The following is a 13,788-nucleotide window of genomic DNA, read 5'->3' as shown; positions in this document are numbered from 1 at the left end:
GATCTCTGCGGGCCGCCAGCCTCCCACGTCCGGATGGGTGCGACGCGGCGAGGCATGTCACCTCACCGCGCCGCGGAGCTCAGTCGCCGACGACGAGCTGCGAGCGCCGCTGCCCGATGTAGCGGAACGTCAGGGCCAGCGACACCATGATCCGGTTGCGGTTGCCGAGCAGCGCGAAGATGTGCACGAACATCCACGCGAGCCACGCGATCGTGCCGGTCAGCTTCGGGCCGTGGGAGATCTCGGCCACGGCGGCGCGACGGCCGATGGTGGCCATCGTGCCCTTGTCGAAGTACTTGAAGGGCTCGGGCGCCCGACCCTCGAGCAGCGCCACGAGGTTCTTCGCCGCCTGCGCCCCGGTCTGGATCGCGGGCTGGGCGAGCTGCGGCAGCGGGTTGTCGTCGATCACGCCGATGTCGCCCGCCACGAACACCTCGGGGTGCTCGGGCACGCGCAGCTGGGAGTCGACGACGATGCGCCCGCCGCGGCCCTGGGTGAGGCCCCACTTCTTCACGGTGTCGTGCGCGGCGACGCCGGTGGCCCAGATGGTCATCTGCGCCGGGATCTCCTCGCCGCTCTTCAGCACGACGCGGTCGGCGCGCACCTCGGACACGGCGGTGCCCAGCCGCAGCTCCACGCCGCGCTCGCGCAGCTGGTTCGCCGCGTACCGGCGCAGCTTCGGGTCGAACGGCCCGAGGACCTTGTCGGTCATCTCGAGCAGGATGACCTTCACGTGGTCCGGGTCGAGCTCCGGGAACCGGGTCGGCAGCATGGAGTTGCGCAGCTCGGCGAGGGTGCCGGCCATCTCGACGCCGGTGGCGCCGCCGCCGACCACGACCACCGACGCGCCGTCGGTCTCGCCGGTCGCGGAGATGTGGTCGAGGTAGCCCATCATCCGGTCGCGCACCGCGAGGGCCTCGGCCCGGGTGTAGATCGGGTAGGCGTTCTCCCGCGCCCCGGGCACGCCGAAGTAGTTCGTCGTGACCCCGTTGGCGAGGATCAGGTAGTCGTAGGAGAGCTGCGGCCCGACGTCGAGGGTCAGCACCTTGGCGTCGGGGTCGATCTCGGTGACCACGCCCTTGCGGAAGGTCACCCAGGTCGAGCTCTTCCGCTCCACCCCGGAGACGAACGAGCGCGCCCCGTAGGTGATGTCGCCGGGGTTCAGCGCCCCCGTGGCGACCTGGTAGAGCAGGGGCTGGAACGTCGAGTAGCTGTGCCGGTCGATCAGCGTGACCCGCACCGGCGCCTTGCGCAGCGACCGCACCGCGGAGATCCCGGCGAAGCCCGCCCCCACCACGACGACGTGGGGACGCGTGTCCGCCCCGTTCGCCCCGGACGACTGCGCGGCACTCATCAGCCCTGCACTCCTCTCCCCTCCGCGCTGGCCGGTTCGATTCAGACCGGCTGCAGGCGGTGCCTCTGGACTACCCTCCATCGTCCTCCGTCACGCCGGGTCGTCCAGCCTCGCCCCGTGCCGCGCACGTCACGTCGTGTCTCCGCTCACGAGGACCACACCGACGGGGGTCACCCGGTCGGCGGCACCGGGCCGTCGTCGGGAACGGGCCCGACGACGGGTCCGTCCGCCCGGCCGGGTCCCTGCTCGGGCAGCAGCGGCGACACCGCGAGGCGGTTCCGGGTCGCGTCGGGCGGCGCGACCTGGACCGCCCGCACGCCGGGTCGCGCCCGCAGCGCGGCGACGTCGGCGGGGGCCACCCGGACGACGACCGCGACGAGGCACCCGCAGTCGGGGCGCCCCAGCACGGCGGCCTCGGCGGTGGCGACCGCCGACCGACGGCTCCCGGGCGCGGCGACGGTCGCATCCTGCGCGGCCTGCCCGGCCGCCGTGGTCAGCGCCGCCCGCAGGGCCGCCTCGGGCGGCGCGGGCTGCAGGTCGATCTCCCGCAGTGCGGTCTGCACCCGGGGGAACGGCACGCGCACCACGGCCCGCAGCGGGGTCGCGTTCCCCACCGCGGATGCGGCGGCCTGCGGGGTGAGGGTCGCGTCGAACTGGACCAGCGCGAGCCGGGGCGTGGGGTCGCCGGGGGCCGGGACGGCGGCGATCCGGGCCAGGTAGGCCCCGACGTCCTCCCCCGGCTCGGGGCCGAGGCGGACCGCGTCGGTCGAGCCGGCGGGCGCCCCCGCCGTCGGGTCGGGGCCGCTGCGCTGCAGGCCCGCCGCCCACGCCGTGACCAGCACGACGACGAGCAGCACCGCCGCGAGGACGGCGTACCGCGGCCAGCGCGGCAGGTCCTCGTCGTCGTCCTGGTCGGCGGCGGCGGGGTCGGGACCCTCGTTCAGCTCGACGCCCGCAGGACGTCGAGGGCGTGGGCGAGGTCGGCGGGCGGCTCGCTGACGAACTCCACCCACCGGCCGTCGGCGGGGTGGTGCAGGCCGAGCCGGTGGGCGTGCAGCCACTGGCGGGTCAGCCCGAGGCGCTTGGAGAGCGTCGGGTCGGCGCCGTAGCCGGAGTCGCCCACGCAGGGGTGGCGCAGCGCGGAGAAGTGCACCCGGATCTGGTGGGTGCGGCCGGTCTCGAGCTCGACCTCGAGCAGCGAGGCCGCCGGGAACGCCTCGAGCGTGCGGTAGTGCGTGACCGAGGGCTTGCCGTCGGTCATCACCGCGAAGCGCCAGTCGTGCTTCGGGTGCCGGTCGATCGGGGCGTCGATGGTGCCGTCGCTCGGGTCCGGGTGGCCCTGGACGACCGCGAGGTAGGTCTTGGCGACCGTCCGCTCGCGGAAGGCGGTCTTGAGCACCGAGTAGGCGCGCTCGGACTTCGCGACGACCATGACGCCCGTGGTGCCCGCGTCGAGCCGGTGCACGATGCCCTGCCGCTCGGCTGCGCCGGAGGTGGCGATCGAGACGCCGAGCGCGGCGAGCCCGGCCACGACGGTCGGCCCGGTCCAGCCCGGGCTCGGGTGCACGGCCACGCCCACGGGCTTGTCGACGACGACGATCTCGTCGTCCTCGTGCAGCACGACGAGGCCCTCGACGGCCCGCGCGGTGACCACGCGCTCGGCGGGGTCGCGCTCCGGGTCGGGGAGGTCGACCTCGAGCCAGCTGCCCGCGACGAGGCGGTCGGACTTGCCGGCCGCGGCGCCGTCGAGACGCACGGCGCCGTCCTCGGCGAGCGCGGCGACGACGGTGCGGGACAGCCCGAGCATCCGGGAGAGCCCGGCGTCCAGGCGCATGCCGTCGAGACCGTCGGGGACGGGCAGGGTGCGCAGGCTCATCGATCCGTCCCCGCGGTCGAGCTCCGCTGCGCTGCGTCCCCCACCGGCTCGCGGCCGGACCGCGTGCCGTCGATCTCGATGCCCCAGAGCGCGAGCCCGACCAGCAGCGCGCCGCCCAGGCAGATCGCGGAGTCGGCGGCGTTGAACACCGGCCACCACCCGACCGAGACGAAGTCGACCACGTGGCCCTGCAGCGGCCCCGGGCCGCGGAAGAAGCGGTCGACCAGGTTGCCCAGCGCTCCGCCGAGGACGAGACCCAGGGCGATCGCCCAGCCGCGCGAGCGCATCCGGCGCGCGTACCGGGCGATCCCGACGACCACGGCGACGGCCACCAGGGTCAGCAGCCAGGTCATGCCGGTGGCCAGCGAGAACGCCGCGCCCGGGTTGCGCACCAGCACGAGGCTGACGGTGCCGTCGAGGAGCAGCGGGATGCGCTCGCCGTCGACCATGGCGGCGACGATCGCGATCTTGGTGGCGAGGTCGACGACGAGGACGACCACCGCGACGGCCACCAGGAGCGGCAGCCGACGGGGGGTGGTGGAGGCAGGCTGCTCCGGGTCGGCCGCGTCGGTGGCGGCGGTGGTGTCGCCCGCGTCGGTCATGTCCCCATCCTCCCCCGACGCGCCGCGAGCTCGCCGTGAACCCCCGCACGCCCCGCTCAGGGCGACGTCGGGGTGCCGGAGTCACCCCGCCACCGGGCGAGCCGGCCGGAGCGGTCGACCGCGCGCAGCCGACGCTCGGCGGCCTCGCGCGCGGTGGCGGTGGCGACGACGAGCAGCTGGTCGCCCTCCTGGATGCGGGTGTCCGCCTGCGGGGTGAAGCTCGCTCCGCGGCGCACCACGAGCGAGAGGCCGGTGCCCTCGGGCAGGCGCAGCTCCCGGACGTACACCCCGTGCATCCGCGACCCCTGCGGGACGGTCATCTGCAGGAGGTCCGCCCGCAGCGCCTCCAGCGGGGCGGCGTCGACCTCGATCTCCTGCACCGGGGGCTTCGCCAGGCCGAGGGCCTTCGCGACGGCGGGCAGGGTCGTGCCCTGCACGACGGTCAGCACCACGACGAGCACGAACACCACGTCCACGAGTTCCCGTGCGCCGGGCAGGCCGCCGGAGAGCGGGACGAGCGCGAGCACGATCGGGACCGCCCCGCGCAGCCCGGCCCACGACAGGAACGCCTGTTCCTGCCAGGGCACGCGGAACCAGGACGCCGCCGCGACCACCGAGAGCGGCCGGGCGACGACGAGCAGGACGACGGCGGCGATGAGGGCCGGGACGACGGCGTCGAGGAGACGGTCGGGCGAGACGTAGAGCCCGAGCAGGACGAACAGCCCGATCTGGGCCAGCCAGCCGACGCCCTCCGCGAAGGACCGGGTGCCCTCGCGGTGCGGGAGCGAGCCGTTGCCCAGCACGAGTGCGGCGACGTAGCAGGCGAGCAGGCCGGAGGCGTGCAGGCTCTGCACGAGGGCGAAGGCGCCGACGCAGACCGCGAGGGTGGCCAGGGGGTAGAGGCCGGTCGCCGGCAGCGCCGCCCGTCGCAGGCCGGCGGCGCCGAGCCGCCCGATGAGCACGCCGAGCACCCCGCCCAGGACCAGCTCGTAGACCACGAGCAGCGGGTCGGTCCAGGACAGCGCGGTCCCGGCCGAGAGCAGCAGCACGGCGATGAAGACCGGGGCGTCGTTGAGCCCGGACTCCAGTTCCAGGGCCCCGACCAGGCGCCCGCCGAGCCCCAGGCCGCGCAGCACGCTGAACACCGCCGCCGCGTCGGTCGAGGAGAGCACCGCGCCCCACAGGAACCCCACCCGCAGGTCCAGCCCCAGCAGCCAGTGCAGGGCGAAGCCGGTGGCGGTGATGCTGACGACCACCGAGATCGTCGAGAGCGCGATGCCGAGCCCGAGGGCGGGCCGCACCGTCGACCACCGGGTGGAGAGCCCGCCGTCGGCGAGGATCAGGACCAGCGCGGCGACCCCGAGGGCCTGGGTGAGCACGGCGTCGTCGAACCGGATGCCGAGGCCGTCCTCGCCGAGCAGGACCCCGATGCCCAGGTAGAGCAGGAGGGAGGGCAGCCCGAGCCGGGTGGAGAACCGCACGGCGACGACCGCGAGCAGCACCACGGCCGAGCCGATCCCCAGCAGCAGCGGCAGCCGGTCCACGCGCCGCGGCCCTCCCTGTCCTCACCCACCCCGACCCGAGGGGTGATCGTAGCGTCGCGGGCCCGTCGGACCCCGCGTCGTCGTGCGCGCCTCAGGGCCGCCAGCTGAACGTCACGCGCTCGGCCGGCGGGGCGGTGGGGCCGTCGTGCGTCGCCAGGGCCTCCGCGACCTCGCCGGCCCGCTCGGGCGGCAGGCAGAGCCGGCGGGTCACACGGGCGGCGCGGACGTCCGGGTCCTCCACCGGCCGCGGCTCCGCCGTCCACCGCTGCACCTCCGGCTCGACGCCGAGCTCGGTCAGCACCGCGAGGGCGTCGTCCGCCGTCGGTGGCGCCGGGCGACGCACGCCGTGGAAGCGGTCCCAGAACGGGTCGAGCCAGGCCTGCGGGTGCGTCGCGTGGATCTCCATGACGACCCCGACGCGGGCCGCGGCGGTCAGCCCGGCGGCGAAGGCGGCGAGGTCGCCGGTGTCGTAGCCGACGTGGTGGCAGAGCACGAGGTCGGCGGTCCCGGTGTCGGGCAGCGCCTCCGGCCAGGAGCCCAGCACGCCCTGGTAGGGCATGTCCCACTCCAGGCAGGCGCGGACGAACGCGGCCAGCATGTCCGACGCCGGGTCCACCCCGACGACGTGGCGGGCCTCCCCCACCAGCGCCAGCGACGCGGCGCCCGCCCCGCACCCGACGTCGAGCACGGTCCGGTCCGACGATGCGGCGAGCACGGCCACCGCGGCGCGCCTCGAGGGCGTGTCCGGCGGCTCGGCCGCGGCCCGGAACCGCTCCGGGTCCTGGCGGTAGGGGCTGGCCGGGGCGTGCGCGAGGATCTCGTCCGGGACCGCCCGGGCCGCCATCAGGGCGGCCCAGCGAGCGGCGGCGGTGCGGGTCGGGGTGCCGGTCGGGGTCTCCACGGTGACCATCTGATCACGGGCGGCCCCGACCCGCTCCACCTCAGCGGCGGCTGTCCGCCCCGTGCTGCTCGGCGAGCGAGCGGACCGGCGCGCACCACGAGCACCCGGTGAAGCCGAGCTCGATGGCCTCGGACACCGGCAGCGGAATGACCTCGCGACCGAAGAGGTAGCCGCACCGGCCGAGGTGGAAGCGCGGCTCCTCGTCGATGACCAGGACCTCGTCCACGCGGGCGACGACGACGTCGAGGCTCGCGCGGTCGGGCTGCTCGTCGTCCGGCTCGGGAGCGCGGGTCGGCGGCGGCGTCATGGGCGGCGGGCTCGTCGGCGGCGGCGTCTGCGGGCCGTGCCCGTTCGTCCCCGACCGCTCGCCGTCACCGGCCTGACCCGCTGTGTCGCGACCGGGAGCCTGGGTCGGCCGGTTCTGCGTCGGCGGCGTCTGGGCTGGCGGGTTCTGCGTCGGCGGGTTCTGGGCCCGGGTCGCGGACGCGTCGGCGTCCGCGTCGGCCGGCTGGTGCGGCGGTGGTCCGTCACCGAGCCGCGTCTGCGCCGGCTGCCCGGGTCCCTGGCGGGGCACCTGGCCCTGCGGCGGCTGGCCCTGCGGCGGCTGGCCCTGCGGCGGCTGCTGGGGGCGGTCCTGGGACGCCCCGGCGCCGTAGCCCTGCGACGGGGCCTGGGCGTAGCGCTCCTGGGGCGCCTGCCCCTGTGGAGGCCCGGCGGGGCCCTGACCCTGGTGCGGCTGCTGCCCCTGCGGCTGCTGCCCCTGCGGCTGCTGCCCCTGCGGTGCCTGACCCTGCGGTGCCTGACCCTGCGGTGCCTGACCCTGCGGTGCCTGACCCTGCGGTGCCTGACCCTGCGGTGCCTGGCCCGGGGCGGACGGTGTGGACCCCGAGGTCCGGTCCGACCCGCTCGACGCGGCGGCAGCGCCCGCGGCGACGGCACCACCCGCGCCGAGGGCGGCGGCAGCGCCGAAGCCGCGATGCTCCGAGGCGCCCGGGCGACCCGCGGCTGCGGTCGGGGCATCGTCGTTCGGACGACCGGTCACGGCCGCCGTGGCCTGGTCCGGGCCGTCGACCCGTGCGTCGGGACGGTCCTGCGCGGATCCGCCGGGGGTCTCCCGGCGGGCACGCTCGAGGGCGTCCGCCGGCATCCGGTTGGTGGCGTCCTGCTCGTCCTCCGGACCGTGGGTCGACACCGCGGACGGCGACGACGGCGCGCCGGCGGCCGACGCGGCGGCGAGGCCACCGACGGCGGCGGTGCCGGCCGCCGGTCCTCGACCGTCGGCCTGCGTCACGGCGGAGTCGTCGGACGACCCGACGACCCCCGAGGCGACGACGCTGCGGTCGCGGGTCGGCGTCTCGGTCGGCGCGTCGGGGGCGTTCCCGTCGCGCGGCGCGGACGTCTGCCCGGTCGTGCCCTGCTGGTCCACCGGTCCCTGCGGCAGGCCGGGATGCCCCGGGCCCTGCGGCCCGCGCGGAGGCACGGGCGGGCCCTGCGGCGGCATCCCGCCCGGCCGGGCGCCGGGCCCGGCCGCGGGGGTGTTGGGCAGGGGCACGAGGCCCAGGAACCTCGAACCCTCGGGAGCGTTCGGCACCCGCGACGGGTCGTGCCCGAGACGACCCGAGGCGGAGGCACGCAGACCCCGCGGGATCCCGCGGGGACGGGCCGGGGGCGGCGGCATGGGCGCCCGGCCGCCCGGTCCCTGCGGACCGTGCTGGCCCTGCGGGCCGGGCTGTCCCGGCCCGTGCTGACCCTGCGGCGGCTGCCCCTGGCCCGGCGGAGCGGGCGGCGGGCCGGCCGGGCGGTCCTGCGGACCGGGACCCGCGGCCCCCACGGGCTGCGACGAGGGCTGCTGCCCCCACGCCTCCTGCCCGGTCGCGCCGGCACCGGCGCCGGCACCGACGGTGGCCGGTACGGCCTCCGGCGTCGCGGCGCGAGCCTTCCGACGACGCATCACGTCGGCGATCAGCAGGCCGGCGGCCACCGCACTGGCTGCGACCGAACCCCAGGCCCAGGCCGCCGTGGCGGTGACCACGGCGACCACGAGCAGGGCGAACGCCGCAACGACGCAGAGCAGGACGAGCAGTAGCACGATCGACCCCTCACCTCGCGGGTCGGTTCACCGGTCGCAGGCCTTCCCCTGCCCCGACCGGATCGCCCGACTCAGCTGCCGGCTTCGGCCCGGGAGCCGTATCCGCTGGTCGCGTATCCCCCGGACCCGTTGCGGCTCGAACCGTCGGCCGGCGCCGCCGACCCACGCCCCTCGAGGTCGCGGAGCTGGGACTCCAGGTAGGTCTTGAGCCGGGTGCGGTACTCCCGCTCGAAGGTGCGCAGCTCGTCGATCTTCTTCTCGAGGCCGCTCTTCTGCTGCTCGATGAGGGTGATCGTCTCGTTGTGCTTGCGCTGCGCGTCGCGCTCGAGCGTCGAGGCCTTGTCGCGGGCCTGCCGCTCCAGGGTCTCCGCTCGGGTCCGGGCGTCGTTGAGCATCGTCTCGGCGCGGCTGCGCGCCTCGTTGACCATGCTGTCGGACTTGGTGCGCGCCTCCGAGAGCAGCTGCTCGGACTTGGTCCGGGCGTCGGACAGCATGCCGTCCGCCTCGGACTTGGCCTCGGCGGTCAGCCGGTCGGCCATCTCCTGGGCGAGGCCGAGGACCTTCGCGGCCTGGACGTGGTGGTCACCCCCGCCCACGGGCGAGGGGTCGGCGCCGAAGGGCGGCGGCACGACCGACTGCTGCGGGGCGGGCTGCGCCACCGGCATCGGCTGCTGCACCGTCCGCGGCGCCTCCTCGACGGGGCGCGGCTGCTGCGGCTGCTGCGGCTGCACCATCGTGGTGGCCGGAGCGGGCGGCTGCGCCGGGCTGCTCGGCTGCGACGGGGCCTGCGCGGCCTTGCTGCGGGCGTCGTCCAGATCGGCGTGGGCGCTCGAGAGCTGCTGCTCGAGCTGCTCGACCTGCTCGCGGAGATCGTTGTTCTCCTCGATCAGACGCCCGAGCTCGGCCTCGACGAGGTCGAGGAACGCGTCGACCTCGTCCTCGTTGTAGCCCCGCTTGCCGATCGGCGGCTTGCTGAACGCGACGTTGTGGACGTCGGCAGGGGTCAGCGGCATCGGATCTCCTCAAGCACTCCTCGGCTGCGGAACCCCAGGTACCTCGGGCTCTTCGAGCTCCGCGACACGCAGAGTATGACCTCTGCGAGCAGGTGAACCATAGTGGACAGGTCCAGGGATGCGCTGCGAACGACGCCCGATCGGTGACGGAGCGCCACGGATCATGGTCCGGCCACTCACACGCGTACCTGGCGACACGCCAGAGAGCGATCGGCCGGACGGTGCGGAACCGCTCACCGACGTCGACCGGCCGTAGCGGCCGGACATCCCCTGCTCCACGCGGCACGGATGGGCCGGTCGGACGCTCACCGCCCTCGTCCGACCACCCACCGCAATCGCCCGGCGAGGTCTTGCCCGCTCTCAGATTCGGCTCAGGAAGAGCCGCTCACGACGTCTCGGCGAACTTCCGCCGCTCGGTCGCCGAGACCTCGACGTTGGGCGGTGAGAGAAGGAACACCCGGTTCGTGACCTTCTCGATCGAGCCGCGCAGCGCGAACGCGAGGCCGGCCGCGAAGTCGACGAGCCGCTTGGCGGCGGCGTCGTCCATCTCGGTGAGGTTCATGATCACCGGGATGCCGTCCCGGTAGCGCTCGCCGATCACCCGGGCCTCGTTGTAGCTGGTGGGGCGCAGCGTGGTGATCTCGGGGACGGCCGGGGTGTCGGTGCTCTTCGCCGGGGTCGCCTCGACGGCGCGGACCGGGCGGACCGGCTCCTCGGAGAGCGCGAGCGCGGCGGCACCGGACGCCCGCAGCGCCTCCGTGCCCGACCCGCCGGCGGACGCGAGCGACCCGGACAGCGAGCCCGCGGTCGACGACGAGGCGGACGACGAGGACCCCGAGGACGACGACCCCGCGGAGCCCACCGCGGCGAGCGCGCCGCCGCGCGAGCGCGAGGTGTGGTTGGGCCCGGTGTTCTGCTCCCAGCTGCGACCACGGGTGGTGGAGCGGACGGACACGTCGGCCTCCTCGTCACGGTCCCCGGACGTCGTCCGGTCCTCGGCGGCGAGCCGCGGGAACTCGCGCTCGGCGCGTCCCTCGGACTCGGGGTCCCGGGGGCGCGGGGCGCGGACCCGGTCGTCAGTCAGGGCCCGGTCGCGCTCCGGGGCGGCCCGCCGCTCGTAGCGGTCCGACCGGTCGGAACGCTCGGACTCGAACCGGTCGTCGTACCGGTCGGACTCGTAGCGGTCGGCGTAGGAGTCGTACCGCTCCTCGAAGCGGTCGGACTCGTAGCGGTCGGTGTCCTGGCGCCGCCGGCCGTAGCGGTCCGCGGCGTAGCCGTCGTAGCGGTCCCCGGCGCGGGAGGGGCGGTCGCCGTACGGGTCGTCGCTGTACCCGTCGTAGGCGTCCAACTCGTCCGCGGGCACCATGCCGAAGTACGCCTTCACCCGGTGCAGAGCGGTCATGGCAGCCTCTCCCCTTCACCGCCGACCGACCCGCGAGACAGCCGACTTACATCCGTGTCATTCACTCACACGGAACGCTAGCTACCGGGTGCCGAGGAGCGCCGTTCCGACACGCACACACGTCGAACCGTGCTCGATCGCGGCCTCGAGATCGCCCGACATGCCTGCTGACACGGTCCTCGCGTGGGGAAACGCCGCGCGCACCCGCTCCGCCACGGCGGCAAACGTGCCGAAGGCCTCCGCCGGGTCGGCGTCGCGCGGAGCCACCGTCATCACGCCGTCGAGGGACAGCTGGGTGCTGCGCTCGACACGCTCGGCCAGCGCCTCGACCTCGTCGACCACCACGCCGCCGCGGCCCTCGGCCCCGTCCAGGCTCACCTGGACCAGCACATGCAGCGGGCCGGACCGCTCCCCCGCGTCGAGCGCGGCCCCGGCCGCGCGGTCGAGGGCGTCGACGAGCCGGGGCGAGTCGACCGAGTCGACCGCGTGCGCCCACCGGGCGAGCGAGCGGGCCTTGTTGCGCTGCAGCCGCCCGACGATCCGCCATCGCGCGGCCGCGTCGGGGCGCAGCGCGGCGAGCTCCTCGGCCTTCGCCGCGCCCTCCTGCTCCTTGTTCTCCCCGAACTCGGCCAACCCGAGGTCGACCAGGAGGGCGACGTCGGAGGCGGGCCACGTCTTGGTGACGGCGAGCAGGCCCACCTCGTCCGGGTCCCGCCCGACCGCGCGCGCGGCGGCGTCGATCCGGGCCCGCACGTCGACGAGGGCCGTCCGGAGCGTCTCGCGACGCGAGTCGGCGGCGGCGCCGTCGCCGGCGTCGTCGGGATGGGTCCGGCTCACCGGCGGTCGTACTCCCACCACACGACGCCGGCCAGGCGACCGGTCGGGCGGGTGCGGCGGTGGCTGAAGAGCTGGTCGTCCTCGAGCGTGCACCGGGAGTCGGCGTCGACCGCCGTCACGCCGTGGTCGCGCAGCTGGCGCACCAGGCCCGCCCGCAGGTCGAGCGACGGCGTCCCGATCCGCGTGGTGCCCGCACTGCCCGGCAGCGCGGCGTCCACCTCGTCCCGCATCTCGGCGGGCACCTCGTAGCACCGTCCGCACACCGACGGCCCCAGCAGGACGTCGATGCGCTCGCGCTCGGCGCCGAGCTTCTCCATCGTCGCGAGGGTGGCGGGCAGGACTCCCGCGGCGGCGCCGGCCCGGCCCGCGTGGGCGGCGGCGACCACGCCCGCCTCGGCGTGCGCGAGCAGGGCGGGCACGCAGTCCGCGACGACGACGGCCAGCGCGAGCCGCGGCTCCTCGGTCACCAGCGCGTCGGCGGTGGGGACCTCCTGCTGGGGGCCCTCGACGACCGCCACGTCGGTGCCGTGGACCTGGTTCATCCACGCCACCCGGATCGGCTCGAGCCCGATGCCGCGCGCCAGCCGCTCGCGGTTCGCGGCGACCGCCGCCGGGTCGTCCCCGACGTGGTCACCGAGATTGAAGGAGTCGTACGGGGGCCGCGACCGGCCGCCCGCACGCGTGGTCAGGACACGACGTACCCGCACGTCGCCCATCGTCTCAAGCCCGCGGGTCTCAGCGCATGAACGAGGGGACGTCCACGTCGTCGTCCTCGGCCTTCTTCGCCGGCTTCTCCGCCGCGGCGGGCTCCGCCTTCTCCTCGGTCGCGCTCCCCTGCCGCGCCGCCTCGAGCTCCTCGGGCTTCGGCACCGGCGTCGCCGGCGTCGTCGGGGCCTGGGCGACGGCGGGCGGGATCACCGGCTGGGGCTGGCTCGGCGGCTGCGAGTGCCGCGGGCCCGAGTCACCGCCGGCGATCGGGCCACGTCCGGGGCCGCCGCGCGTCGGCGGCTGGCCCAGCGCGCTCCCCGGCACCGACTTCGAGTGCGTCGGGGCGCCCGAGTCGAAGCCCGCGGCGATCACGGTCACCCGGACCTCGTCGCCGAGCGAGTCGTCGATCACCGTCCCGAAGATGATGTTGGCGTCGGGGTGCGCGGCCTCCTGCACCAGCGAGGCGGCCTCGTTGATCTCGAACAGCCCGAGGTCCGAGCCACCGGCGATGGAGAGCAGCACGCCGTAGGCGCCGTCCATGGACGCCTCGAGCAGCGGCGAGTTGATCGCCTTGCCCGCGGCCTCGACGCTGCGGCCGTCGCCCCGCGCGGACCCGATGCCCATGAGGGCGCTGCCGGCGCCGGACATGACGCTCTTGACGTCGGCGAAGTCGAGGTTGATCAGACCCGGCGTCGTGATGAGGTCGGTGATGCCCTGGACACCGGACAGGAGCACCTCGTCGGCGGACCGGAAGGCGTCCATCAGGGAGAGCGACACGTCGCCGAGCTGGAGCAGGCGGTCGTTCGGGATGACGATGAGCGTGTCGCACTCGTTGCGCAGCTCCTGGATCCCGTTCTCGGCCTGGGTGGCGCGGCGCTTGCCCTCGAAGGAGAACGGGCGGGTCACCACGCCGATCGTCAGGGCGCCGAGCTTGCGGGCGATGCCCGCGACGACGGGGGCGCCGCCGGTGCCCGTGCCGCCGCCCTCGCCCGCCGTCACGAAGACCATGTCGGCCCCCTTGAGGACCTCCTCGATCTCCTCGGCGTGGTCCTCGGCCGCGCGGCGCCCCACGTCGGGCGCCGCGCCGGCGCCGAGGCCGCGGGTCAGCTCACGGCCGACGTCGAGCTTGACGTCGGCGTCGGACATCAGCAGGGCCTGGGCGTCGGTGTTCACCGCGATGAACTCGACGCCCTTGAGGCCGACCTCGATCATGCGGTTGACGGCGTTGACGCCGCCGCCACCGATGCCGACGACCTTGATCACGGCCAGGTAGTTGTGCGGGGGCGTCATGGGACCGCCTTTCACTGCGGAGCTCGGCGACACCGGCCGACACGCGGGGCGACCCTCAACCCTCGACCTCGAGTGGAGGTCTATGGTCGAGGGCTCCCCGTTCCGGTGTCCGCGCGACCGTAGGCAGCCGACACCGCGTGATGCACGCAGGCGCGCCGGGTGTGTCCCGCCT

The 13,788-nt window shown here is 75.4% G+C and carries 11 protein-coding genes and 1 pseudogene; all 12 read right to left on the bottom strand.

The annotated features are described in order from the left end of the window. Positions 1-79 precede the first annotated feature (79 nt). Entirely contained in the window at positions 80-1,354 is a 1,275-nt protein-coding gene (locus ACQPYX_RS16135) for an NAD(P)/FAD-dependent oxidoreductase (RefSeq protein WP_433798345.1), read from the bottom strand. Positions 1,355-1,524: 170 nt separating this feature from the next. Continuing rightward, positions 1,525-2,211, bottom strand: coding sequence for a hypothetical protein (locus tag ACQPYX_RS16130; RefSeq protein ID WP_433798344.1), 687 nt, complete (start codon positions 2,209-2,211; stop codon positions 1,525-1,527). A gap of 83 nt (positions 2,212-2,294) precedes the next feature. Further along, a complete protein-coding gene (locus ACQPYX_RS16125) occupies positions 2,295-3,230 on the bottom strand; it encodes an RluA family pseudouridine synthase (RefSeq protein WP_433798343.1) in 936 nt (311 codons plus the stop codon). After that, the gene (gene lspA, locus ACQPYX_RS16120) at positions 3,227-3,832 is read right to left on the bottom strand and encodes a signal peptidase II (RefSeq protein ID WP_433798342.1); all 606 of its coding nucleotides are present in this window, start codon (positions 3,830-3,832) and stop codon (positions 3,227-3,229) included. Before lspA ends, ACQPYX_RS16125 begins: the two co-directional genes overlap by 4 nt. A 56-nt stretch (positions 3,833-3,888) precedes the next feature. Beyond that, positions 3,889-5,376: a potassium/proton antiporter gene (locus ACQPYX_RS16115; protein ID WP_433798341.1), complete on the bottom strand. Its 1,488-nt coding sequence runs from the start codon at positions 5,374-5,376 to the stop codon at positions 3,889-3,891. A gap of 91 nt (positions 5,377-5,467) precedes the next feature. Then, positions 5,468-6,277 (bottom strand): class I SAM-dependent methyltransferase, encoded by an 810-nt coding sequence (locus ACQPYX_RS16110; RefSeq protein ID WP_433798340.1) that lies wholly within the window; start codon positions 6,275-6,277, stop codon positions 5,468-5,470. Positions 6,278-6,317: 40 nt separating this feature from the next. Continuing rightward, a complete protein-coding gene (locus ACQPYX_RS16105; protein WP_433798339.1) occupies positions 6,318-8,366 on the bottom strand; it encodes a hypothetical protein in 2,049 nt (682 codons plus the stop codon). 71 nt (positions 8,367-8,437) lie between these two features. Next, on the bottom strand, positions 8,438-9,379 hold the full coding sequence (gene wag31 / locus ACQPYX_RS16100; protein WP_433798338.1) for a DivIVA-like cell division protein Wag31: 942 nt from the start codon (positions 9,377-9,379) through the stop codon (positions 8,438-8,440). A gap of 385 nt (positions 9,380-9,764) precedes the next feature. After that, positions 9,765-10,118: pseudogene (locus ACQPYX_RS16095) on the bottom strand (cell division protein SepF); the annotation flags it as partial. Positions 10,119-10,862: 744 nt separating this feature from the next. Further along, on the bottom strand, positions 10,863-11,618 hold the full coding sequence (locus ACQPYX_RS16090) for a YggS family pyridoxal phosphate-dependent enzyme (RefSeq protein ID WP_433798337.1): 756 nt from the start codon (positions 11,616-11,618) through the stop codon (positions 10,863-10,865). Then, positions 11,615-12,325 (bottom strand): peptidoglycan editing factor PgeF, encoded by a 711-nt coding sequence (gene pgeF / locus ACQPYX_RS16085; protein WP_433798336.1) that lies wholly within the window; start codon positions 12,323-12,325, stop codon positions 11,615-11,617. Before pgeF ends, ACQPYX_RS16090 begins: the two co-directional genes overlap by 4 nt. Positions 12,326-12,353: 28 nt before the next feature. Continuing rightward, positions 12,354-13,616 carry a cell division protein FtsZ gene (gene ftsZ, locus ACQPYX_RS16080; protein WP_433798335.1) on the bottom strand — a complete coding sequence of 421 codons (1,263 nt, stop codon included), beginning with the start codon at positions 13,614-13,616 and terminating at the stop codon, positions 12,354-12,356. Positions 13,617-13,788: the final 172 nt, after the last annotated feature.

Origin of the sequence: Actinomycetospora sp. CA-084318 (assembly GCF_050955885.1) — a bacterium.
Lineage (GTDB): Bacteria > Actinomycetota > Actinomycetes > Mycobacteriales > Pseudonocardiaceae > Actinomycetospora.
The sequence above is the reverse complement of the archived record's forward strand: the minus strand, read 5'-3'. Positions and strand labels throughout refer to the sequence as shown.